The sequence below is a fragment of the Emticicia oligotrophica DSM 17448 genome (assembly GCF_000263195.1).
Classification (GTDB): Bacteria; Bacteroidota; Bacteroidia; order Cytophagales; family Spirosomataceae; genus Emticicia; species Emticicia oligotrophica.
Genome location: NC_018742.1, coordinates 114,228 through 137,526 on the forward strand (window position 1 = coordinate 114,228; position 23,299 = coordinate 137,526).

Here is a 23,299-nt window from a genome sequence, read left to right on the forward strand (position 1 = left end):
TTTATTTCTACCCATTGAGTCCTTTTAAACCTTGAATTTTAAACTTAAAAATTCTCAAACTTTCATCTCCTTTTACACTTAAACGTTTTATCAGATATGGATTTTTTTGTGGGTTTATACTTATACCATTGCCAACTATAAAAGCTCCTTTTAGCCCTAAAAACTCCAATGCACTTTTCAAGTATCCAAACGTAATTTTATCTTTGGGATATGCTCCATAAGGATAGGCAAAGAATGGTGCAAAAGGTAAATCGTTATTTTTGAAAAAATCATGATTAAGTTTTAGCTCTTTTACAATTAGTTCTATTCCAAATTGTCTGAAACTTATGTGTGTATGGGAGTGAAGCCCAAATGATACTAATTTAGAATCAAGGCTTTTTAGCTGCTCTAAACTCATTAGTTTTTGTGGGTGCTTTTCCCAGCTACTTTCTTTTCCAATAAATGCCGTTGGTAAGAAAATAGTTACAGGTATTTTATATTTTTGAATGATTGGATAAGCTAACTCTAAATTATTTAAATATCCATCATCGAAAGTAATCACAATTCTTTTTTGTTCGATACTTGAAAAGTTGTCAAATAAGCTCTCAATTGGAATTATCTCGAAACCTTCTTCTAATAAAAATTGTATTTGTTTTTCAAAATCAGAAATCTTCACAGTTAAATCATCAGAAGCATTTATCGAGAATTTGTGATACAGTAAGATGGTAATACTGCTTTGGTGGGTTTGTTTACCCAAATACAAAAAAAGTATGATGATTGATGCCAATAAAAAGTAAAATGTTAGCATATATTTAAGGTTTAACTTCAAATTATAAATCAAATCCAATTATATGATTAGTCCTGAAATTACGCTTAGAGTAATTGAGTTGCTAAATGTAATAGGGATTTATTTTGTTTTTTTGGTTATGATATACTTTATACCTATTGAGTTTTGCCACCAATCTAATTTAGCGTTATGTAAACCCACAAAAGGCACGGCGGACATACATAAATCTCATTTTTTTAAGGAAGAATACTTAATTCTCCCACATGGCCGTAGATAGCCACTTATACCCTCTTTCTGCTAATCAACACGTTAAAATGTTGACTTTGATATTGAATTATTGGTCTAAATTCCAATGCAAAATCTTTAAACTTCGTTTGAGCCGACCACAGTAAAGCAATGAAAATTCCCGTTGTCCATTAAGGCTAAACGATAGCTTGTGAACATTCAAAAATGTTTATTGAACTTTCTATCTGTTTGAATATAAAAGTATGAACCTCGATAAGTGCTGATATTATCAATTATTCGGAATCTATGTTGTCCAGAAATCTCCCATTTCTTTTTTAAATTTAGGGTTAAACTCGAACCATACCAGTTTTGAACATCAGTTTGGCTATATGCTCCGAAACTAACCAACAAAATAGCAGCACATATCTTAGTCAATAATTTCATGTTTCGTACGGTTGAAAATCCAGAAAATAATAGGAAATACCAGTAGAGTAAGGATGGTGGCTGTAATTAACCCACCAATAATTACAATTGCCAATGGTTTTTGTGATTCTGAACCAATACCCGTACTTAATGCGGCAGGGAGTAACCCAATTGATGCCATGAGGGCTGTCATGACAACTGGGCGTGTACGAACCTTGACAGCTTCTTTAATGGCAGTATCTAAATTCATTTTGGATTTTAGATTTTGATGAAATTCTGAAATTAGAATTACGCCATTTTGAATACAAATGCCGAAAAGAGCAATGAATCCAACCCCGCCCGAAATACCGAAATTTATTCCTGTGATGTGCAAGGCAATAATGCCACCAATAATGGCAAACGGCACATTTGCCAACACAATAAGGGAATCTTTTACATTACCAAACATAATGAAAAGTAAAACGAAAATACCAATTAAGCTAATTGGAACAACCTGCCCTAAACGATTGGTTGCTCTCACCTGATTTTCAAATTCTCCTGTCCAACCTATTTGATAACCAGTCGGTAACTGAATATTATTATTTACATTTTTTTGAGCTTCGGCAATAGTGCTTCCTAAATCTCTATCCCTCACTGAGAATTTGACCCCAATAAACCTCTTTGTATTATCTCGATAGATAAATGCAGGACCAGATATTTTACGGATACTCGAGATTGCTTTTAAAGGTATTTTTACACCAGTAATAGTCGGTACTTTTAAATTTGTCATATCTTCTTCACTCTTACGATATGCCTTCAAGTACCGAACACGCACATCAAATTTACGTTCACCTTCGTATTTTTGAGTTGCAGTTTTACCGCCAAAAGCCATTTCGAGTACAGCTTGTGCATCTGCAAGGCTCACGCCATAAGCTGCCATTTTTTCTCGGTCGAGAATAACACTAATTTCGGGTTGTCCAACATTTCTCAGAATGCCTACATCCTTGATTCCCTTTACCTTTTCAATTTGTTTAATTACCTGATTGGCAACTTCATCTAATTTATCTAAATCATCACCATAAATTTTGACAGCGTTGGATGCTTTAATTCCTGCAGCAGCTTCTGCCACATTGTCAATTATAGGTTGTGAATAATTAAAGTTAATTCCTTGGTATTGACTTAATTTTTTGTCAATATCTCTTATAATATCATCAATCGTCTTGTTTCCCCACTCATCCTTGCTCACTAAATCCACTTGAAATTGAAGAAAATTAAAACCGTTAGGGTCTGTTCCGTCGTTCGAGCGTCCTTCTTGTGAAAGGACACTTTTAACAACTTTAAAGCTTCTAATCTCTTTTGTTAAAATACTCGCCATATTAACACTTGGTTGTTGGCCATAACTGATGGGTAATTCTGCAGTGACCCACAAAGATCCTTCGTTTAATTGAGGTAAAAACTCTGTTCCAAGGAATAATCCTGAGAAAAAAGTCCCAACCATTATTAATAGAGAGGAAACAAGCGTAAGTTTTTTGTATTTAAAGGTGTAATTAAATCCTTTTTCAACCAAGCGATTCCAAAAATTTACAAATGGATTATTTTTTTCTTTAACATTCTTATTTAGTAATAAGTGACATAGTACCGGTACAAGGGTAAGTGTAAATATCAACGCACCCAACAGAGCAAAACCAAGCGTGTAAGCCAAAGGAGAAAACATTTTTCCTTCTACTTTTTGAAATGAAAATATGGGTAATAGTGCCGTAATGATGATTAGTTTTGAAAAGAAAATGGCTTTCCCCATTTCTGTACCTGTTTTTTTGATGGTACTACCAATAGCTAATTTATTATAAGCAACCATTCCTTTTTTATGTGCAATGTGGTCAAGCGTTACAAAAACGCCTTCTACCATTACAACTGCCCCATCAATGATAATTCCAAAATCTACAGCACCGAGCGAGAGCAAGTTGGCACTCATTCCTTTGAGTTTTAGACATAAAAAAGCAAAAAGTAATGATAAAGGAATAACAATGGTTACTGTAAGCGTCGTACGCCAGTCGGCCATGAACAAAAACACAATTACCGTAACAAAAATGATTCCCTCAATCACATTGTGCATTACTGTTTTTGTTGTGAAATTCATGAGGTTATCTCGGTCATAGAACGTAACCATTTTGACATCTTTTGGTAATACTCTTTCGTTGAGTTCGTCAATTTTCGATTTTACACGTTCCAATACCTCTTTGGGGTTTTCGCCCTTTCTCATAACAATGATTCCTTCAACCACATCATCATTTCCATTTAATCCAACTTGACCAACTCTCGGAAGTGAACTTTCAAAGACATCGGCTAAATTCTTAACAAGCACAGGATTACCCCCTTCTTCTTTTACAATAATGTTTTCAATGTCTTGAATTGAACCTAATAAACCAACTCCACGCACTACGTAGGCTTGCTTATTTTTTTCGATTACGTCGCCACCTACATTAAGATTACTGCGGTTTACGGCTTCGTAAACTTCGAGCGGTGTAATATCATATTTGGATAGACGATTGGGGTCTACACTAACTTCATATACTTTTTCTTGCCCACCAAATGCAACTAAATCGGCAACACCTGGAATGGCTCTTAGTTGGCGGTCAATTACCCAGTTTTGTATAGTTAGCAATTCTCTTGTATCTCTTTGCGAACTTTGTAGAGTATATCTAAAAATTTCGCCAGTTGGCCCATACGGAGGTTGAACTTCGGGTTCGACGCCATCAGGAAGACTTACATTACGCAAAAGGTTATTAACTTGTTGACGTGCAAAAAAATCTTCAACGTCATCTTCAAAAATTATTTTAATTACCGAAAGCCCAAACATTGTAATACTCCGAACACTTGTTTTTTTTTGAACAGCATTCATTGAAATTTCGATAGGAGTCGTAACGAAACGCTCTATTTCTTCGGCACTTCTACCATTCCATTCGGTTACAATGATAATTTGTGTGTTAGTAACATCGGGGAATGCCTCAATTGGCATATTTCGGAATGAAATAAAACCAGCTATTGCTAATAAACCTACCCAAAAAAAGGTAAAAGGTTTGTTTTTAAGCGAAAAAGCTATAATATTTTTAATAAACTTATTCATAAATTATTTAATCATTTAGAGCATCATAAACCAATAATTGATTGGCGGTCATTACCACTTCTCCTTCTTTTAAACCCGACAAAATGTAGGTAGTATCGCCTACTTGACGAAAAACTTCTACTTGACGGGTTTCTATATTGTTTCGGTCTTTAAAAATCATTACAAAACTCTTACTTTTATCAAATATGACAGAGGCAGATGGTACTGCCAACATCTGGGCTGATTCATTATAAGATAATTTGATGGTTGCTCGCATTTCGGGTTTAAGCAAATAATCTTTATTGGTTAGTTTTACTCGCACCTTCATAGCCTTTGTTTCAGGGTCTATGATATTATATATTTTATCTACTATTCCATAGAAAACTTTATCATTATAGCTTAGTGTTCTGACTTCCGCATTAATACCAAGTTTTACTTGACTAATATCACTTTCGTTGACATTTGCCATTGCCCACACATCATCTATTTCGGCTATATCAAAAATATTATCAGATTTATCGCTTCTTAAAAGCATATCTTGGTTGATGTTTTTCTGGACAACAAAACCACTCAAAGGCGAGCGTACTTCATAGATTGCTCCAGCCTTGATGTTATATATCTTGTAGGTTTCTTGTATTCTAAGTAATTGAGATTGAGCTTTATCGAGTTGGCTTTTGGCTTCAATCACATCACGCTCTGTGTTTAGTTTTCCTTCAAAGAGTTCTTGGGCTACTTTTAAATTATTTTTGGCAACAATTAAGTCATTTTTTGAGTCGTCGAGTTCTTTTTCAAAACCTGCAACCTCTGTGCTTCGGATGGTTGCTAAAAGTTGCCCTTTTTGTACATAATCGCCTAATTCGACATAAACTTTGGTTACATTACCGCCAACAACAGGAAAAACTTCAATCATTTTATTGGCATCGGCAGTAATTTTTCCATAAAAATTTAATTCATTTCGGAGTTGTTCTTGTTTAACTGTGGCGGTTTGAGTCATTTTGAGCATTTTATCACTCAAAACAAAGGTTTCGTTAATTATTTCTTTTTTGTTTTCGGTCTTGCAAGCATAAAACCCAAAAACCATGATTAGCAAAATGAATATCTTTTTCATGTTCTTTAATTAAAATATTTTTTCGTTTACTATATAGTTTAGATTATTACCATTAAGAATGACCTGCTTCTTAACATCATTCAGCAAAACAATACTTTCAATATAGCTTTCAATGATGTCAGTAAATTCGATGAGGGTAATGTTTTGTTTCTGAAAATTCTGAATTACGCCATTATAAACAATCTCAAAGTTTTGGAGCGACTCTGAACTCATTCGTTGAAAAAGGCTTTGTTGAAACTGAAATTCTTTGAAGGCTTTTTCTACGTTTGTCTTTATTTCGAGTTCTTTTTGATTTTTGAGATTTTGAGTTTGTAAAGTTTTTGAAGCGGCCGCTACTATATTCCCTTTATTGCGATTCCAGAGAGGGATAGGAATACCAACTGTTAAATTTGCTTGGTTGAGAAAAGCACCGCCTCGTTGGTCATAAGAGGCTCCAATGGTTAGGTCTGGCTTACTAAAGGTTTGTTGCCATTTATAGAATAAGTCATTGCTTACTAAAATTCTATTGATGGTTTGAAGTTCGGTATTTTTTTCGATGGCTAACTCTTTTAATCCACCCAACTGATAAATTATTTTCTTTGATAGCAATTCGTTGATTTCTTGCTCTGTAAAAATTGGAACTATATCATTGCTGATACCAGTAATAATTTTTATTATTGCTTGATTTGAAAAAATATCTTTTTGAATCTCTGCATATTGATTTTTGAGACTTAACGAGAGCGACTGTAATCTTACAACATCTTTCAAAGGGACGTTCCCCTTGCTTGCCTGACCTGAATATGCCGCAACCAACGTATCAATATTAGCCATTTTGTTACGGAGGCTATTAAGTTTTAGGTTGTCAAAATAAATACTATAATAGCTTTGTTTTAACTCCACAAGATGAGTTCTGACTAACTGCTCCAAAGTTAGTTGGGCTATCGGAATTGCTGATTTCGCAAACTCTATCTCAGCTTTTTTCTTTCCACCAAGATATACTAACTGCTCAATGGCAATGCCTTTTTGTCCTTTGCTCCCAATGTCAAATACACGTCTGTTCTGTGGATTGATGGCATTGAACTCGCCTGAAATGTAAGGAAGCTCCCATATTTTAGCTTGCACAGTATTGGCTTGTGCAATGTCAATGTTTAATTGTTCGGCAAGAAGAAGGAAATTATTCTTTCTGTATAATTCTTCACATTCTTGCAATGTGTAATTACTTTGAGTAAATCCAAAATTTGATTTTAGAGATAACAATAAAATTATTAATAATAGAGATACTATTGACTTAGTGTTATTCATTTGTATTGATTGTTTCGGGCTTGCTGTTTAAGTGTTTGAATGGTAACATTATAATAGTTTTGAAATCATAAATTTTGTTTGCACACATTTCGGTATCAATTCCAAATACTAAGTGATTGGCGTTTATTTTTTTGTATGTGCCAAATAGTCTATCCCAAATACTTAAAACATCACCATAATTACTGTCGGTGTGTGGTAGTTTAAAGTGATGATGAACGTGGTGCATATTGGGCGTTACAAACAACAAACTAACTATTTTGTCTGCATTGTTTGTTAATCTAAAATTGCCGTGAGCTAGTAAGTTTGAAATTACTTGAATAAGCTGTCGGACTACATACATCCAAAAGTGAACACCCGTAATGAGTACCCATAGTGTTGTAAAACTAAGACGAATGATGGTTTCAATCGGGTGTTCACGTAATATAGTAGATATATCTAATTTTTGTTCGGAATGATGAACCAAATGGAAGACCCAAAAAGGTCTGAATTTGTGCATAAATATGTGGTATATATACTCGAAAAAATCAAGTAGGAGAAAGGATACGATTAGATTTATCCAATTATTTTTAATTGAAAACCATTCGATAAGTCCAAACAAGTTTTTATCATTAAATTCTAATGATAAATTTAAGACACTACCCATAACAAGCTGTGCTGGGATACCTAAAGTAATAAACTTTATATTCTCGAATAAGTGTTTCCTTTTGTCAGAAATTGGCTTAAAAGCGTATATAACTTCAATATTCCAAACAATAAGAGAGATACTAAGTAAAACAAATAGTCTTTCTATGTACGAAAGATTCTCTAAAAATTCTATCATGCCGTAGTTAAGGTTAATATTTCTGCAAAAAAACAGCAATCAACCTTAAAAGCACTTTTACCACTACCTTAAAAATGGCTTAATTTTTAAAAATAATTTTGAAAACGTTGATTTCAGACCCCTGTGAAGCATACTTTATGGTAGCTTTGTGATATGCTAATATGCGTTTAGAGATAGTCAGACCTAAACCAGAACCATTCTTTGTTTTTGAATTTTCCCCTCTCATAAAGGGCGTAAATAGCTTTGCTTGTTCTGCTTCTGTGATAATCTCACCTTTATTCATTATGCTAATTTCTATCTGATTTGAAGAAATTTGTGAAAGGGTAACATAAATCTTTTCATTTGTTGAATATAATGCAGCATTTTTAAAGATATTAATGAATACTATTTCGAGCATTGATTTTGTACCCTGAACTGTAAGCGAAATATCATTTTCGGTGTTTTCTGCAAGTTCAAAATCAATTATAAGATTAGGAAAAGTCTTGAGCGTTTGGTCATAGGCAGAAAATATAACTTCATCAATCTGAATTTTCTCAAATTTTTCTTCATCACTTTTGTCCAACTTCGATAACAATAATAAAGAATTGATTAAATCTGATAAATGATAGGTGTCATTCTTGATATTATTTAGAAAGTTTTTAACCTCAATCGAATGTTTGTAATTATGAATGAGGTTTTCAACCTGAAAAGCGATTCTCGCCAACGGTGTACGTATTTCGTGTGAAGCGTTGGAGGTAAATTCTTTTTGGCTACGAAAGGCATTATCAATACGTTGTAGCAGTATATTAAATGCTTGTGTCAGTATGTTAATTTCATCTTTTTGATGCCTTTCTGGTAATTTTATGTTTAAATTATTAATTGAGATGTTGGTGATTTGACCTTGAAATTCGTCCAAAGGCTTTAAAAGCGAGCTTATGAGAAAATAGGTGAAAATCCAAATAAGTATAACGCTTACAATATACGTTGTAATCAAAATGTATAACAAATATGCCAATTTGCTATTGCCATATTTATCCTCTGCTGAAATCAGGATTAGGTATTCTACATGCTCAAAATCATAGAATATACCCATTACCTCGTTTTCTTTTTCTCTCCTAAAAAAAGTCTTTTCTTGCTTGAGTTTTTTTAAATCATTCAAAGACCATGTTATCTTGGAGTCATCAATGCTACTATAAATAAGATTAAAATTTGTGTCGAAAACCAATGCCTTTTCATTAAACAGTTTATTGATTGAATTTTTATCTATCAATTTCAATAACTGTTTATCTACCTCTTTAACTTCAACCAATAATTTGGCAGTGGTGAGAGCTTTATCATTTAAGCGTTGTTTGAATTCATCCTTCCTGAAATCTGAAAATGATTGGTATATTATGGTAGATGCTAAACCAAATAATAGAGAAAACGCCAATGAAACATTTATTGCCAATCGCCTTTTGAGTGTCATAACTTATTCGGGCTTTAAATAATATCCAAATCCTGGGCGTGTATGGATAAGTTTGGGAGAATAGTTTTTGTCAATTTTTTTTCTAAGAAAATTGATATACACCTCAATTGTATTAAGATTTGTATCAAAATTTATATGCCAGATTTGTTCGGCTATTGTTTGTTTTGTCAGAGGCTTCCCCTTGGCATTTGCCAATAGCAATAAGAGTTTGAATTCTCGGGGAGTTAGGTCAATTAAATCTTTTTGTCGATATACTTTCATATTGGCAGCATCTATCTCTAAATCCCCCACCACCACCATTTCATTTTCTTCACGACTATTAAAGCTACGTTTACGTAATGAGAGCAGCCGTATGTATAATTCATCAAAATGGAAAGGTTTTACTAAATAATCATCTGCCCCCATGCTAAAAGCATCTATTTTATCCTGAATATCTCCATAAGCAGTGAGCATGATGATTGGAGTTGCAAAATCCCATAGCCTTATTTCTTTACAAACATCTAAACCATTTATTTTCGGTACATTAATATCCAACAAAAATGCGTCGTATTCTGCCTTTTTTATTTGTCGGAAAAACGTTTCGCCGTCAAAAACGGCATCACAATCAATCAATTTTGATTTTAGAAATGCCAAAATTTGTTGAGATAATACTGCATCATCTTCTAATAAAAGAATCTTCATTAACATTTTACTTTTTATTTATCATCAAGAGTAGAGCTTTATAGATTCTCTCATTTACAAAGAATACTTAACTTTATGGTTAGAATAGCCCATCAAGCCCGTTAGAAATACCATATTTTTTATGTAACCAACCAGATTTTATCAGGTATTTACCACCCGTAGTTTTTGATACTGTGTAAAGCACAGGTATTGCATATTTTTCATTTTCAAAAAATATACTTGTTTCAATCTCATATTCGGAATCTCCACCAATCTGTCCAAGGGTTCTGATATTATTGATGGTCATTTGTTTTATTTTTCCTTTTTGAGTAAAAGTTTTTTTATAACTCTCAACATAAGTTTTGAAATCGTTATTTGATTTATGATAATCGGAGGTAAAGTTTGTATATGCTGAGTCAAAATCATTTTTCTGTATCAATGCAAAATAGGGTTCTATCAGATTTTCTATGATTATTTGATGTTCGGTTTCATCATTACAAGAAGCGAAAACAAACAGAATATACCCGAAGAAACATAAGTGTTTTAGAATCTTCATATGGTGTTTTTATTTTTGATATGGATTAACCTAAACCTACCAATACTTCAGAATTTAAACCTGATTCGATAAAGGCAACTTAATAACAAATGTTGTTGTGTCTTCTAAGGTCTCAATTTGAATATTACCTTGATGAGCAATGATGATTTTTTTAACTATCGAAAGACCAATCCCATAACCCAAAATACTATGTGCATTTGTACCACGGAAAAAAGGCTCGAAAATCATTTTTACTTCCTCTTTTTGGATTCCTTTTCCTTTATTAATAAACTTTAATATGATTTCACTGTTGATTTGACCATAGATTACATTTGTGATTTGGTCATTCGAAAACTTACAACCATTATCTAATAAATTGATAAAAGCTGTTTTAAGTAAATGAGGATTGCCAAAAGTAATAGGCTCAATATCTTCTTCATCTACTGAATTAAAATCTACCAAAACTCTATAATTTGAATTCTTACTGACAACTTCTTCACGGGCATCAAATAATAATTCATCTACCCGAACCCTTTCTAGTAAATTGCTTATAGGTTTATTATTGACTTTTGAAAGTTGTAGAAGTGAATCTGATAATAAGTTTAGGTTAGATAAATCTTCTAATACCGATATAAGTGTTTGTTCGTATTCTTCTGTGGTTCTTTTTCGTAATAAACTTACTTCAATCTGAGCAACCATTTTCATCAACGGATTTTTTAGTTCATGTGAGAAATTGGTAATAAATGTTTGCTGTAAGATAAATGCTTGTTGTATTTTATCAAGCAAACCATTAAAGTTATGTGCTAATTTACCCAGTTCATCGTTTGAATAGCTTCTAATTCTGTTATCGAGATTTTGGGTGTATATGGTGTCAATTTCAATAATAATGTCATTGATTGGTTGAAGGGTTTTTCCTGCAAATAACCACCCTATTAAGCCCACGAATGCCAATATTATAACGTATAATACTATTAAGGTTTTCCTTAAACTACCCAATCGCTTTACCCCTGCAATATCTTCAGCACCTGCAATCACTACAACGTTGTTGAATTTGTCGGAGTAATTTAGTCCTATTATTTTGAATGTTTTCTCTTCATATCTGAGTTCTTTTTTTAGCCGTATTTCATTCAATAGTTTACTATTTATTGTGAAATTAATAGTATCATTACTTGTGTAAATTTCTTTGTTCTCATGGCTATAAACCGTAATATTTTCTTTATATAATATATCCTTATTGGTTAGGTCAATTGTCTTGAGCAGTTTAGAATCAACTTCTTGAACAGTTACAAGTAGTTCAGAGGTAGTAATAGCTTTTTGATAAAGTCGGTTGTAAAACTCTTCATTATTGGCTGTGTATCTGAGCCAATAAATCAAAACGAATGAAATAAGTAGAATACCTGATACAATAAAAATGAATAAAAAAGTGATTTTGTTTCGTAACGACATAATTAATGTTTTCTCATAACATACCCCATTCCATAAACAGTATGAATTAGTTTGGTTGAAAACTTATCAGAATCGATTTTTTTTCTCAGTAATTTTAAAAAGCTTTCAACTACATTTTCTGTTACATCACTATCCATTCCCCATACTTTATCTAATAGTTCTTCTTTTGACATTACCCTGCCTTGATTTTTTATAAGACACTCCAAGAGGTTAAATTCTCGTGCTGTTAGATTGATTGGAAAATTGTTTCGCATAACAACTTTTGTATCGAGATTTATTTCTAAATCACCAAAACTCATGGTCTGATGCTTGATATTTACGCCATCTAATATGGATAATCTTTTAGATACGGCTCTAATTCGGGCTATTAATTCCTTTAATTCAAACGGTTTTACTAAGTAATCATCTGCACCTAAATCAAAGGCTTCTAATTTATCATCAAGTGTACCAAGAGCTGTGAGCATTATTATTGGTGTAATTATACCAGCCTCACGTACATTCCGTATAAAATTATACCCATTTTGGATTGGCATTAAAATGTCTGTTATGATAGTATCATACTGATTTTTCAATGCCAATTTTCCGCCAGAGTAACCATCTAGGGCTGTATCAACATCAAACCCACATTCTTCTAACCCCTTTTTTAGTGCCAATAAAGTTTTGGGTTCATCTTCAATAAGTAATAATTTCATTTTATAGAAAGATGAGTACCACCAGCCCCGATGATACTCATAGTAAAACTAACATCAAACTGGGTATTTTTCACATTGCGAAGCTAATATTTAATTCTGAAAAACTACTGAAAACTTACCGTACAGCTATTATAGGTGAGTTTAAGATAGCCATTTTATAAAATTAAAAGTGTATCACAGATTTTTTATTTACAAAGTATTGCTGCTATTTTATAAATAAAATAGTATCTTTATGCCACATTTGGCAATGATGTCTGCCTTGAACCGCCTCATTTGAGGCTGATGGCGTCTGTTTCTGAGCTTTCAAAGCTCACTAAATAGACACGTACATAATTCAAGTAAATAATATGCAGACAATCAAATCTCTTCTTTCTCGACCCCTCGAACAAAAATCCTATTTAATTTTTACGCTCAAATGGCTATTCATTAGTGCTATTGTCGGTTCTTTGGTGGGTAGTGCTTCGGCATTTTTTCTTTGGTCGCTCGATTACGTTACCCATTGGCGTGAAAATAACTTTTGGATAATAGCATTTCTCCCTTTGGGTGGATTTATTGTTGGTGCAGCCTATCATTATCTGGGTAGCGATGTAGTAAAAGGTAATAATCAACTCTTGGAAGAATTTCATAGCCCGAAGGAAATCATACCTTTCAAAATGGCACCGTTGGTATTCTTTGCCACCATCATTACGCATTTGGTTGGCGGCTCTGCTGGGCGAGAAGGAACAGCCGTACAAATGGGAGGAGCTATTGCCGACCAGTTTACGAAGTGGTTTAAGTTCGATACCAGTGACCGTAAAATACTTATTGTTATGGGTATCAGTGCAGGCTTTGCTTCGGTTTTTGGTACACCACTGGCAGGAACCATATTTGCTCTCGAAGTGCTAATAATCGGTAGAATGAGGTACGAAGCTCTACTTCCAAGTTTATTTGCAGCTATCATCGCAAACTATGTGTGCTTGGCGTGGCAAATTACTCACACCCATTATCAAATCCCTTTTGTTCCTACTATTTCATCTGTCAATCTACTTTGGGCTGTTTTTTCAGGAATCATGTTTGGAATTACTGCTATACTTTTTTCAAAATCTACTCATTTCTGGGCTGATTTGTTTAAGTCTAAAATTGCATACCCTCCATTAAGACCAGTAATTGGTGGTATCATATTGGCAATAGTAATTTGGGCTATGGCTACTACCAAATATATAGGATTGGGAGTTCCGACAATCGTTGCTTCGTTTTCTGAAAGCCTCCAAAGCTATGATTTTCTACTAAAAATTCTTTTCACTTCCTTTACACTTGGTGCAGGCTTTAAAGGTGGTGAAGTTACTCCATTATTTTTCATTGGTGCTGCACTGGGCAATGCCTTAGTTTGGTTTGTGCCTTTGCCCCTACCACTCTTAGCTGGTATGGGTTTCGTTGGGGTTTTTGCAGGAGCATCCAATACACCAATTGCTTGTACAATCATGGGCATCGAACTTTTTGGTGCAGAAGCTGGTGTTTATTTGTCGGTGTCGAGTATTGTTTCCTACCTATTTTCAGGGCATACGGGTATCTATACCTCTCAAATTGTAGGTAGCCCTAAACATCAGAATTTTGATAACATCAAAGGAAAAAAACTTAACAATCTATAAAATGGAGAACAAACAAACACTTCGTATATACTTCGAGTATGGTACAAAAGCCAAAGGATTATCTTTTTGGAGTGCATTTTGGGATAGTAGGTTTTCATCGAAGATACTTCAAATAGCAAAAGAGTTGGGAATAGAACAGGCTATTTGCTTCAATGTAAGCTAAGGATATTTTGAGGAAAAATCAATCGAATTGGGTATTGGAGAAACTTTATCAAGTAAGCATCCTCAGTGTATTGAACTTACTGCCGATAAAGCTAAAATTGATAATTTATTAATCAAGAATAAAGAACTATTGAGTGCTGCGAAAACTTATAAAATTTTAAACGAGGTCATACAAATTCAATAACTAAAGATGAAATTCAGAATCTGTATTTTGATGTTATTTACATTAGCAGCCAATGCTCAAAAAAACATCAGTATTAAAGGAAATGTAGTTGATAAAATCACTCAATCAGCCTTATCATTTGCCAGTGTAGCAGTGCTGGACAACGACCGCAAAATTATTGCAGGTGCTACCACCAACGAAAACGGACAGTTTGAGTTTTGGGTAAAGTCTGATAAAATAAATGGTTTTAGGGTTAATTATGTGGGGTATCATACCTTAGATACTACTTTGATAGTAAACCAAAATAGTAGCCTCAATTTTGGGCTAACCCCTCAAACCCAATTGCTCAAAGAAGTAACTGTAAGTGCCGAAAAAGCCACCAGTCAGATGCAAATGGATAAGCAAATTTTTAATGCCGAAAAGCTCGGAAACACTACCGCAGGAACAGGCTTAGATGTGCTACAACGCTTGCCATCAGTAACTATCAATGCCGAAGGCAAGATTTTGATGCGTGGCAATGCTGAGTTTTTGGTTACTGTAAACGGCAAGTTCACCAATCAAACGGCTGCCGATGTGTTGGCTCAATTGCCGGCCAATACCATAGAAAACATTGAAATACTTACTTCGCCATCGGCTAGTGTTGATGCTGAAGGCAAAGCGGGTATTATCAACATTACGACCAAAAAGAATGCCACCAATGGATGGGGAATCATAGCTAATGGCAATTTTAGCCAGATTTCGCCACAACGATACGGGGGAGATATCACGTTTTATGATAACCGCAATAAATTCAATTCTTATCTTACAGCCAACTATCGTCAGTACAGTATAGGAGGTTATAGAGAGGGAGAAATCAGAACGATTTACCGGGATACCGCAACGTACTCGGCTTCGGGCGGAGAAAGACCCACCACCGAGCAGGTATATGGCATACGAGCAGGTACGAGTTATTCGCCTAATAAAACGACAAATTTGAGTACAGGGCTTTTTTATGGTTATAAGCAAAACGACCGCATTGCTAATCTGTTTTATAATCAATATCAAAGTTCTCGATTGCCTTTAAATCTGTTTCAAGTATTCGGAAATGAAACCTTTGAACGAAAGTTTTATAATCAAAACCTTTTTGTGAGAACGGGTAAGTTTTTCACCAGTCAGACCGATTTTAGTAAGGTTTTTGCCAATAAAAGCAAGTTTTCAGCTACTGCCATTTACGAATTTTCAGTTTTGGGAGGTCCACTCCGTAATCAGGATAATGTAGAACCAAATGGCAAGTTATTGCTTATGGAGCGTTCCGATGAAACGAGTCCACTCAACGCATGGCGATTGCAAGCCGACTACGCTGTACCACTCAATAAAAACCTAAATTTTGAAACAGGCGTTCAATGGAGAACCGTGAGGCACCAAGGCGATTTTGTATTCGAAAGGCTCAATATTTCCTCAATTATTTGGGAAAAAGACCCCGAATTTAATGACAAGCTTGATTTACACCAAAATGTGTCGGCGGCATATTTGCAATTCAACGGTAAAAACAAAAACTTAAGCTATCGGGCTGGTTTACGTGCCGAACACACTTACCGCACACTTACGCATTTAAGAGGAAACGCCCCAGTCAATCTATCGCAATTAGACTGGTTTCCGTCGGCACAGGTACTTTATAAATTGCCACAGGAGCAAGAAATCAAATTGGGGTATTCAAAACGCATTGACCGACCAACCACTAAATCGCTTTCACCCTTTAAAAACCACCGACATTCAGAAGCCATCTGGATTGGCGACCCAAACCTTTTGCCCGAAATTAGTCATAACGTAGAGTTGAGTTACAATAAAAACTGGAGCAAATCACGCCTTGTTTTGAGTGCTTACAGTACATTTACCAACAACCTGATATTCAGAACCAACGCCAGTTACAACCGCATTATATTGCTAACCATTGCCACCAATGCAGGCAATAGCAACGCCACAGGTTTGGAAATGATTTCGGAGTTTCAGCCCGCCAAATGGTGGCGAATTTATGCTTCGGGAAATGTTTATCAGTTTTCTATCCGAAACATCAGTATTTCAGACCGAAACCAAACCCAAAGCACTAATTATAATCTCAATGGCAATATGTCATTTCGAATAACGCCGAAATTGAATTTAAGATGGGATGCTTCCTATCTTTCGAGAAGCGTAACGGCACAGGGTTTTGACACTGACTTATTTTTATCAAATATTGGTTTAAAATATAATTTCAGCAAAAAATTGAGTGCAGATTTGATATTTCAGAATATCTTTGATTCAAACGTACAGCGTATCACGACACAAAGCCCTGTTTTTTATTCATCAACCGAATACACCAAATCAGACCGAATTTTGTTGCTTAATTTGAGTTATCGCTTTAATGAAAGCGGTAAGAGTAGCAAAAACATCAAGACCGAATATGGGGAGAAGGATTTTTAAAGATGATGAACAATGTTATGGTGTTTGAAACTAATAAAGAAACAATTTTAATACATGAAAGTAACGAAACTATTTAAAGATTTTTTTGAAAGTGAAAGAGCAGGCGGGTTTATATTGATAGCCTGTACTTTGATTTCGATTTATATTTCAAATTCTGTTTTCCAAACTGAGTATTTAGGTTTTTGGGAACAAAAACTTGGTAGTCATTCTATCACAGGTTGGATAAATGACGGTTTGATGACTTTTTTATTCTTATTGGTTGGCTTAGAATTAGAACGTGAAATTTACCTTGGAGAACTATCAAATTTAAAAAATGCTTTATTGCCCATATCGGGGGCTTTGGGTGGAATGATTTTTCCCGCAATAATTTATGGTATATTTAATTGGGGAACAACTACTCAATCAGGTATCGGAATTCCGATGGCAACCGATATTGCTTTTGCATTAGGAATTTTATCATTGTTGGGAAACAGAGTACCTACATCATTAAAGATTTTTCTTACAGCATTGGCTGTAATTGATGATTTAGGGGCAATCATTGTCATTGCAATTTTTTATACAAAAACGCTTGTTTTTACAGATTTATCAATCGCTTTATCAATATTTGCACTTCTTTTAATGCTCAATCGCCTGAAAGTTCGCAATCTTATCCCATATCTTATTGGTGGTATATTTATGTGGTATTTTATGCTTCATTCAGGTGTGCATGCAACTATTACGGGTGTTTTGCTGGCGTTTTCAATTCCATTTGGTAATGGCAATGAAAAGTCTTCTTCATATATCCTACAACATTTTTTACATAGACCCGTTGCCTTCATTATATTGCCATTGTTTGCATTAGCCAATACTGCTATAATGTTTAAATCAGGCGGTTGGAATATTTTTGGAGAACTTCATAGTATTGGAATATTTCTTGGATTGGTAGTTGGGAAACCTCTTGGAATTACACTTGTTTCGTTTATTTTGGTTGTTTTGGGAATTTGTAAATTGCCAAACGATTTGAATTGGAAACACATATTAGGGGCAGGTTTTTTAGGTGGTATTGGTTTTACAATTTCTATTTTTGTTACTCTTTTGGCTTTTGAGAATGAAGTATTCATCAACCAAAGCAAATTGACGGTTTTGTTTGCGTCTATAATATCTGCCCTTATTGGCTTGGTATGGCTTCATAAATCGCTTAATTTAAAATGAGCAAATCAGCATTTTACTTAAAAAATTATATACTCAAAATTAGATGAACTTAGAATTTATTATAATTGGCATACTCTGCTTTTTTACTATTGCAACGCTTTATTCATCAGTAGGTCATGCAGGGGCATCAGGCTACTTAGCTGTGATGGCCTTATTGGCATTTCCAAGCCAAGAAATCAAAGCAACATCTCTAATTCTCAATATTTTGGTTGCCAGTATTGCCAGTTATCGGTATTTGAAAGAAGGGTATTTTGATAAAAAAGTATTTCTTTATTTTGCTATTTTTTCTATACCATTGGCATTTGCGGGTGGATATTTTAAGATTGATGATAAGGCATTTAAAATTTTAGCAGGGATATTCCTGATTGCTTCATCGTTGATGATAGCATCAAAAACCATTCAGAAAGCCAAACAAGACTATGAAGTTGTACCAGTTGCTTTTTGGAAAGCAGGTATTATTGGTAGTATAGTGGGGTTTATATCAGGTTTAATAGGTGTAGGAGGCGGAATTTTCCTATCGCCAATCTTGATGCTTGGTAAATGGGCAAGTCCTAAGAATGTTTCAGGGATTTCGGCTTTATTTATTTTGGTCAATTCTGTTATTGCTCTTTTGGGTTATATCTCAAATATCAAACAAACCCCTGCCAATATTCAGTATTGGGTAATAGCCGTAATACTGGGAGGTTTATTAGGTTCATATTTAGGAACAAAAAAAGTAAAAACCACAGGTATTTATATTTTGTTAGCAATAGTTTTAGTTTCAGCAGGTATAAAAATGATTTTCTTTTAAGAATGAAAATACTACTAATAGAAGACGATTTACGGGTATCGAACCTGATTCAGAGAGGTTTAAACGAAAATGGCTTTCATACTGAGTTGGTTTATGATGGCATGTTGGGTCTAAAACTTGCCAATCAATATGAATTTGACCTTATTATAACAGACATTATTCTACCCAAAATGGATGGGTTAGAATTATGCAAAAAATTGAGAGAATTAAACAATGAAACTCCTATATTGATGCTTACAGCTCTCGGCACAACCGATGATAAAGTAGAAGGTTTTGATGCCGGGGCAGATGATTATTTAGTCAAACCCTTCGAAATGCGAGAGTTACTGGCAAGAGTGAGAGCACTGATAAAAAGAAAGAATAATCAACATTCTAATTATAATGTGATTATTAAATATGATACAATTGAATTAAATACCCAAACTAAAATTGTGAAAAGAGAAGGAAGAGAACTCAGTCTTACGCCCAAAGAGTTCAAATTGTTCGAATTTATGTTGCTGAATCCAGAAAGGGTTTTGATGCGAAGTGAGATAAGCGAAAAGGTCTGGGAAACGCATTTCGATACAGGTACTAATTTTATAGATGTTTATATCAATTATTTAAGGAAGAAGGTTGATAAAGATTTTGACACAAAACTGATTCATACAAAGCCGGGCATGGGATTTATCTTAAAAAGAGAATTATGAAAATCAGAACCCAAATCAGCCTTTTATTCTTATTAATTTCGGCAGTTATTTTATTAATATTTGCTTACACTATTTATCAGTCTGCCGATAAGGTAAGAGAAAAGTCCTTTTATACAAGATTAAAGAATGAAGCTATTACGAAGGCCAATCTGTTTTTCGACGAGCAGGTCTCATCACAAACAATGCAGAGAATTTATCAAAACAACCGCCAAACAATAAATGAAGTTGAAGTAGCGATTTATGATTCAAACTTCCAATTAGTATATCATGATGCCTCTCAGATAGATTTTGTGAAAGAAACTAAGCAAATGATGAATGAAGTTTTCAAGAAGGGAGAAGTGAAGTTTTATAAGGGGCGTTGGCAAATAGTAGGAATTCCTTACCACCATTATCATCATACATATCTGCTTACGGCTGCTGCTATTGACCAAGAAGGATATGTAAATATCGACCAACTTTTTACAACTATGTCAATAGTATGGATATTATCTTTACTCGTCTTGTATTTTGTGGCTATTGTTTTTGCTAAAAGAGTTTTGCAGCCCATACACCTGATTACTACCAAAGCAAGGCAAATTTCTGCAACTAATCTTGACCTTCGGCTAACCATACCTCCAAGTAAAGATGAAATTTCGGAGATGTCCATCACATTTAATCAAATGCTTGATAGGTTACAACAATCATTTGAAGCACAAAAAAGTTTTGTTTCAAATATTTCACACGAACTACGCACACCGCTTGCTGCCATTGTAGCTGAATTGGAGCTTTCGACTCAAAAAGTAAGAACTAATCATGAGTATAAATTAGTAATAGTAAATGCCTTATCGGATGCAAAAAAAATTGTGAGGCTGAGTAATAGTTTGTTAGACTTTGCAAAGGCAACCTATGATACAGCCAACATTGCTTTCAAAAGTTTGAGGATTGACGAAGTGCTTTTAGATGCACGTTTATTACTTTTAAAAACAAATCCTGAGTTTAAGATAGACATACATTTTGAAAGCCAATTCGATGAAGAAAGCGTAGTTTCAGTACATGCCAACGAATATTTATTAAAAGTGGCATTTATGAATCTAATGGAAAACGGTTGTAAATTTTCTTATGATAAAAAGGTGTTGGTTTTATTGAGTTTCGACAAAAAAAACATATTTATATCATTTTCAGATAACGGTATTGGTATCTCTGCTCAAGATTTAGAGCATCTTTTTGCTCCATTCTATCGAGGTGAAAACAAGTCCTTTGCCGAAGGAAATGGAATTGGACTTTCGCTCACACAAAAAATCGTTTTCTTGCACGAAGGCAGTATTCGGGCTGAATCAGAAAAAGATTTTGGTACAACATTTCATATTCAGTTACCTCATTTCTAATAATTTTCTAATTTTTTTTTAAAAGTTCTCTAACAGGTTTCCCTATATCAAAATTCTAATTTTGCACTTTCATTATTTTGATTGACCTATGAGAGTCATATTTTTGGTAATTTTTATTTCGGGAAAACTTTTCGCACAAACCGAGCTCAATTTAATAGAAACTATAAAAATAGCTTCAAAAAATAATCTGCAACTTAAAATAAATGCCTATAATATTGATATTGCAAAATCAGATATTATAACGGCTCAACTCAGACCCAATCCCATTCTCAATAATCAATCTTTGCAACAAATGCAACCCAGTGGGTTTGTAGAGAAGACCTCATGGCTGAATGGGCATAATACTCAAACTTGGTGGCAGTTAACCAAGCCTATACAACTAAAAACTCAACGACAAAATAAAATTGACCTTGCTCAACAAGTAGCCCAGTTATCAGAAAAAGATTTTGCCGAGTACCAGCGAAAAACGCTCACAGAAGTAGCTTTCAAGTGGTCTGAGGCATGGGCAATTCAACGCCAGTTAAAGTTGCTCAGTACTGCCATTCAAAATGTAGATACTTTACTTAAAATCAACAACTATCGTTTCCAAAAACAAGTTATTTCTGAAACCGAACTCCTCAGAACTAACGCCTTATCAAAGCAATATTCCATCCAAGTCAGAACCTTAAAGCAAGATTTTACCCAAAAATTAAATGAATTGAAATTTTTATTAGGCATCAATAGAGAAATACAAATTGTTGATGACGAAAACCAAGCAGTTGAACAAATTTTAGTTTCAGATACCTTATTTAGCAATATTCTAAGTAGCCGTGCCGATTGGCAATATTTTCAAAGTACAAGAAAGTTGGCAGAATCAAATATCAGATTACAAAAGTCGCTTGTATTACCACAGCCTGAATTAGGCTTTATTTACAACCCACAAAATACAATTCCATACTTCGGTATATATGCTACTATTGACATACCCTTTTTTAATAGAAATCAAGGAGAAATCCAAAAATCAAAAATATTGAAGGAACAAGCAATCAGCCAAATCAATTTCATTGAAAAACAGATAAAGATAGAATTAATAAATGCTAAGAATCAATATGATATAAGCCAACAAAATGTAACCGAACATAAGGCTCTTGTAGAGCAGTCGAGCCAAATTTTGAGTAATGTCAGATACGCTTACACCCGAGGTGGTACAACCATCATTGATTTTTTAGAAGCTCAAAGAAGTTGGCTCGAAACCCAGCAACAAAACGTAGAGATTTTGCAAAAATTTCAACAGAGTCAAATTCAATTATTGAGTATAACAGGGCTAATCAATAAAATAGCGAAATTATGAAAAAATACTTCTTTGCTTCGATAGTTATTTTAGGTATATGGGGTTGTAAAAATGAAAACCAAAAACAACAGAGTCAAAACCTATCGCCCAAAGTAAGTAGCGATGGCACAAATATCATTATTCCAAACACAGAAAGTGCTGCTTTTTTTACCACCGAAACCGTCAGTACATCGTTGATAACGGCTGAAATTAAAGCCCCCTCTCAAGTTGTAGCGACCGTTGCCGCTAATAGAATAATACTTTTTAGCAACCCTGAACTCACCTCAAACTATACAGAATTGCTAAACCACCAGTCGGCTATTAGCCAGAAAGAAGCCGTAGTGAAGCAAAAACAAGCAGTTATAGTTCAGAAAGATGCTATTATCAAACAAAAACAAATTGAAATCGAGCGTTTTGAGGATTTGGCAGCTCATGGCTCGGCAAAAGGTAAAGATGTTTCGGATGCCAGAACCGAAAAGCTACTGGCCGAAAGCGAAAAGTCTATTGCACAATCAGAAAAAGCAAGTGCTGAAGCAGACCTTATTGCCGAAAGAAGCCTCATAATTGAACATAGCACCAAACTCAAAGCCGCAGGTTTTAACCCCGAAACACTCATTAAATCGGGTGTCGGAACCGCCTGGATTATAGCTGACATCTCCGAAAATCAAATCAGTAAAATCATAGCAGGTACCTCATGCAAGGTCAAGTTTACGGCTTATCCTGATGAAATCTTTACAGGCAGTGTCAATGGCATCGCTGAAGTAATGGATAATACCAGCCGCATGACTAAAGTTAGGATTATTCTCAATAATACAAATAATAAACTTAGGTCTGGAATGTTTGCCCTTGTGTCGTTTGGCATAAGCGAAGGCAACTTTATTAGTATTGATAAAAACGCCCTCGTTACGGTTCAAGGCCGCAATTATGTTTTTATCAAAACCTCTGAAACTACATTTTCTCGAAAAGAAATTTTTATTGGTCAGCAAATTGGCGATAGAATTGTCGTATTCAGTGGAATTAACCCCAACGAACAAGTAGTAAACAAAGGTACAATGCAGCTCAAAGGACTTTCTTTTGGGTATTGA

At 34.4% G+C, this 23,299-nt stretch carries 21 protein-coding genes and 1 riboswitch; of the genes, 10 read left to right on the forward strand and 11 right to left on the reverse strand.

Translation table 11 applies throughout. From position 1 onward, the window contains the following. Window positions 1-7: 7 nt before the first annotated feature. From EMTOL_RS20430 to EMTOL_RS20480, 11 genes are all read right to left on the reverse strand, one after another. Complete coding sequence (locus tag EMTOL_RS20430) at window positions 8-787, reverse strand: polysaccharide deacetylase family protein (RefSeq protein ID WP_015026287.1); 780 nt, start codon at window positions 785-787, stop codon at window positions 8-10. Between the two features lie 423 nt (window positions 788-1,210). Continuing rightward, window positions 1,211-1,435, reverse strand: coding sequence for a hypothetical protein (locus tag EMTOL_RS20435; RefSeq protein ID WP_015026289.1), 225 nt, complete (start codon window positions 1,433-1,435; stop codon window positions 1,211-1,213). Then, window positions 1,419-4,517, reverse strand: a complete 3,099-nt coding sequence (locus EMTOL_RS20440) for an efflux RND transporter permease subunit (RefSeq protein ID WP_015026290.1) — start codon at window positions 4,515-4,517, stop codon at window positions 1,419-1,421. Before EMTOL_RS20440 ends, EMTOL_RS20435 begins: the two co-directional genes overlap by 17 nt. A gap of 7 nt (window positions 4,518-4,524) precedes the next feature. Further along, window positions 4,525-5,604 carry an efflux RND transporter periplasmic adaptor subunit gene (locus tag EMTOL_RS20445; protein ID WP_015026291.1) on the reverse strand — a complete coding sequence of 360 codons (1,080 nt, stop codon included), beginning with the start codon at window positions 5,602-5,604 and terminating at the stop codon, window positions 4,525-4,527. 9 nt (window positions 5,605-5,613) lie between these two features. After that, complete coding sequence (locus tag EMTOL_RS20450; RefSeq protein ID WP_015026292.1) at window positions 5,614-6,885, reverse strand: TolC family protein; 1,272 nt, start codon at window positions 6,883-6,885, stop codon at window positions 5,614-5,616. Then, the gene (locus tag EMTOL_RS20455; protein WP_015026293.1) at window positions 6,878-7,705 is read right to left on the reverse strand and encodes a sterol desaturase family protein; all 828 of its coding nucleotides are present in this window, start codon (window positions 7,703-7,705) and stop codon (window positions 6,878-6,880) included. Before EMTOL_RS20455 ends, EMTOL_RS20450 begins: the two co-directional genes overlap by 8 nt. Window positions 7,706-7,784: 79 nt before the next feature. Continuing rightward, window positions 7,785-9,149, reverse strand: coding sequence for a sensor histidine kinase (locus EMTOL_RS20460; protein WP_015026294.1), 1,365 nt, complete (start codon window positions 9,147-9,149; stop codon window positions 7,785-7,787). Between the two features lie 3 nt (window positions 9,150-9,152). Beyond that, window positions 9,153-9,830: a response regulator transcription factor gene (locus EMTOL_RS20465; protein ID WP_041694362.1), complete on the reverse strand. Its 678-nt coding sequence runs from the start codon at window positions 9,828-9,830 to the stop codon at window positions 9,153-9,155. Window positions 9,831-9,909: 79 nt separating this feature from the next. Continuing rightward, window positions 9,910-10,365, reverse strand: coding sequence for a hypothetical protein (locus tag EMTOL_RS20470; RefSeq protein ID WP_015026296.1), 456 nt, complete (start codon window positions 10,363-10,365; stop codon window positions 9,910-9,912). A 54-nt stretch (window positions 10,366-10,419) separates the two neighbouring features. Continuing rightward, complete coding sequence (locus tag EMTOL_RS20475) at window positions 10,420-11,790, reverse strand: sensor histidine kinase (protein WP_015026297.1); 1,371 nt, start codon at window positions 11,788-11,790, stop codon at window positions 10,420-10,422. 2 nt (window positions 11,791-11,792) lie between these two features. Continuing rightward, window positions 11,793-12,482, reverse strand: a complete 690-nt coding sequence (locus EMTOL_RS20480; RefSeq protein ID WP_015026298.1) for a response regulator transcription factor — start codon at window positions 12,480-12,482, stop codon at window positions 11,793-11,795. Window positions 12,483-12,493: 11 nt separating this feature from the next. Here EMTOL_RS20480 and EMTOL_RS22535 point away from each other — a divergent pair, with 11 nt between their 5' ends. The 10 genes from EMTOL_RS22535 (at window position 12,494) to EMTOL_RS20520 (ending at window position 23,299) form a co-directional block, all read left to right on the forward strand. Continuing rightward, a complete protein-coding gene (locus tag EMTOL_RS22535; protein WP_305953314.1) occupies window positions 12,494-12,643 on the forward strand; it encodes a hypothetical protein in 150 nt (49 codons plus the stop codon). 73 nt (window positions 12,644-12,716) lie between these two features. Continuing rightward, a riboswitch (Fluoride riboswitch) is annotated at window positions 12,717-12,781 on the forward strand. A 48-nt stretch (window positions 12,782-12,829) separates the two neighbouring features. Beyond that, the gene (locus EMTOL_RS20485; RefSeq protein ID WP_015026299.1) at window positions 12,830-14,110 is read left to right on the forward strand and encodes a voltage-gated chloride channel family protein; all 1,281 of its coding nucleotides are present in this window, start codon (window positions 12,830-12,832) and stop codon (window positions 14,108-14,110) included. A gap of 1 nt (window position 14,111) precedes the next feature. Next, the gene (locus EMTOL_RS22540; RefSeq protein WP_015026300.1) at window positions 14,112-14,273 is read left to right on the forward strand and encodes a hypothetical protein; all 162 of its coding nucleotides are present in this window, start codon (window positions 14,112-14,114) and stop codon (window positions 14,271-14,273) included. Window positions 14,274-14,462: 189 nt separating this feature from the next. Continuing rightward, the gene (locus EMTOL_RS20490; protein WP_015026301.1) at window positions 14,463-16,874 is read left to right on the forward strand and encodes a TonB-dependent receptor; all 2,412 of its coding nucleotides are present in this window, start codon (window positions 14,463-14,465) and stop codon (window positions 16,872-16,874) included. 54 nt (window positions 16,875-16,928) lie between these two features. Then, a complete protein-coding gene (gene nhaA / locus EMTOL_RS20495) occupies window positions 16,929-18,065 on the forward strand; it encodes a Na+/H+ antiporter NhaA (protein ID WP_015026302.1) in 1,137 nt (378 codons plus the stop codon). Window positions 18,066-18,108: 43 nt separating this feature from the next. After that, window positions 18,109-18,855: a sulfite exporter TauE/SafE family protein gene (locus tag EMTOL_RS20500; RefSeq protein WP_015026303.1), complete on the forward strand. Its 747-nt coding sequence runs from the start codon at window positions 18,109-18,111 to the stop codon at window positions 18,853-18,855. A 2-nt stretch (window positions 18,856-18,857) separates the two neighbouring features. Beyond that, on the forward strand, window positions 18,858-19,541 hold the full coding sequence (locus tag EMTOL_RS20505; RefSeq protein ID WP_015026304.1) for a response regulator transcription factor: 684 nt from the start codon (window positions 18,858-18,860) through the stop codon (window positions 19,539-19,541). Then, a complete protein-coding gene (locus EMTOL_RS20510; RefSeq protein ID WP_015026305.1) occupies window positions 19,538-20,905 on the forward strand; it encodes a HAMP domain-containing sensor histidine kinase in 1,368 nt (455 codons plus the stop codon). Before EMTOL_RS20505 ends, EMTOL_RS20510 begins: the two co-directional genes overlap by 4 nt. A gap of 88 nt (window positions 20,906-20,993) precedes the next feature. Continuing rightward, complete coding sequence (locus EMTOL_RS20515; RefSeq protein ID WP_015026306.1) at window positions 20,994-22,235, forward strand: TolC family protein; 1,242 nt, start codon at window positions 20,994-20,996, stop codon at window positions 22,233-22,235. Beyond that, window positions 22,232-23,299 carry an efflux RND transporter periplasmic adaptor subunit gene (locus tag EMTOL_RS20520; protein WP_015026307.1) on the forward strand — a complete coding sequence of 356 codons (1,068 nt, stop codon included), beginning with the start codon at window positions 22,232-22,234 and terminating at the stop codon, window positions 23,297-23,299. Before EMTOL_RS20515 ends, EMTOL_RS20520 begins: the two co-directional genes overlap by 4 nt.

Excerpts from the sequence above, each read along its gene's own strand:
- EMTOL_RS20435 (WP_015026289.1), bottom strand. The coding sequence starts at position 1,435 with ATGAAATTATTGACTAAGATATGTGCTGCTATTTTGTTGGTTAGTTTC.
- nhaA (WP_015026302.1), top strand. The coding sequence starts at position 16,929 with ATGAAAGTAACGAAACTATTTAAAGATTTTTTTGAAAGTGAAAGAGCA.
- EMTOL_RS20465 (WP_041694362.1), bottom strand. The coding sequence starts at position 9,830 with ATGAAGATTCTTTTATTAGAAGATGATGCAGTATTATCTCAACAAATT.
- EMTOL_RS20510 (WP_015026305.1), top strand. The coding sequence starts at position 19,538 with ATGAAAATCAGAACCCAAATCAGCCTTTTATTCTTATTAATTTCGGCA.
- EMTOL_RS20475 (WP_015026297.1), bottom strand. The coding sequence starts at position 11,790 with ATGTCGTTACGAAACAAAATCACTTTTTTATTCATTTTTATTGTATCA.
- EMTOL_RS20520 (WP_015026307.1), top strand. The coding sequence starts at position 22,232 with ATGAAAAAATACTTCTTTGCTTCGATAGTTATTTTAGGTATATGGGGT.
- EMTOL_RS20450 (WP_015026292.1), bottom strand. The coding sequence starts at position 6,885 with ATGAATAACACTAAGTCAATAGTATCTCTATTATTAATAATTTTATTG.
- EMTOL_RS20440 (WP_015026290.1), bottom strand. The coding sequence starts at position 4,517 with ATGAATAAGTTTATTAAAAATATTATAGCTTTTTCGCTTAAAAACAAA.
- EMTOL_RS20515 (WP_015026306.1), top strand. The coding sequence starts at position 20,994 with ATGAGAGTCATATTTTTGGTAATTTTTATTTCGGGAAAACTTTTCGCA.
- EMTOL_RS20490 (WP_015026301.1), top strand. The coding sequence starts at position 14,463 with ATGAAATTCAGAATCTGTATTTTGATGTTATTTACATTAGCAGCCAAT.
- EMTOL_RS20445 (WP_015026291.1), bottom strand. The coding sequence starts at position 5,604 with ATGAAAAAGATATTCATTTTGCTAATCATGGTTTTTGGGTTTTATGCT.
- EMTOL_RS20460 (WP_015026294.1), bottom strand. The coding sequence starts at position 9,149 with ATGACACTCAAAAGGCGATTGGCAATAAATGTTTCATTGGCGTTTTCT.
- EMTOL_RS20505 (WP_015026304.1), top strand. The coding sequence starts at position 18,858 with ATGAAAATACTACTAATAGAAGACGATTTACGGGTATCGAACCTGATT.
- EMTOL_RS20500 (WP_015026303.1), top strand. The coding sequence starts at position 18,109 with ATGAACTTAGAATTTATTATAATTGGCATACTCTGCTTTTTTACTATT.
- EMTOL_RS20430 (WP_015026287.1), bottom strand. The coding sequence starts at position 787 with ATGCTAACATTTTACTTTTTATTGGCATCAATCATCATACTTTTTTTG.
- EMTOL_RS20480 (WP_015026298.1), bottom strand. The coding sequence starts at position 12,482 with ATGAAATTATTACTTATTGAAGATGAACCCAAAACTTTATTGGCACTA.
- EMTOL_RS20485 (WP_015026299.1), top strand. The coding sequence starts at position 12,830 with ATGCAGACAATCAAATCTCTTCTTTCTCGACCCCTCGAACAAAAATCC.
- EMTOL_RS22535 (WP_305953314.1), top strand. The coding sequence starts at position 12,494 with ATGAGTACCACCAGCCCCGATGATACTCATAGTAAAACTAACATCAAA.
- EMTOL_RS20455 (WP_015026293.1), bottom strand. The coding sequence starts at position 7,705 with ATGATAGAATTTTTAGAGAATCTTTCGTACATAGAAAGACTATTTGTT.
- EMTOL_RS20470 (WP_015026296.1), bottom strand. The coding sequence starts at position 10,365 with ATGAAGATTCTAAAACACTTATGTTTCTTCGGGTATATTCTGTTTGTT.
- EMTOL_RS22540 (WP_015026300.1), top strand. The coding sequence starts at position 14,112 with ATGGAGAACAAACAAACACTTCGTATATACTTCGAGTATGGTACAAAA.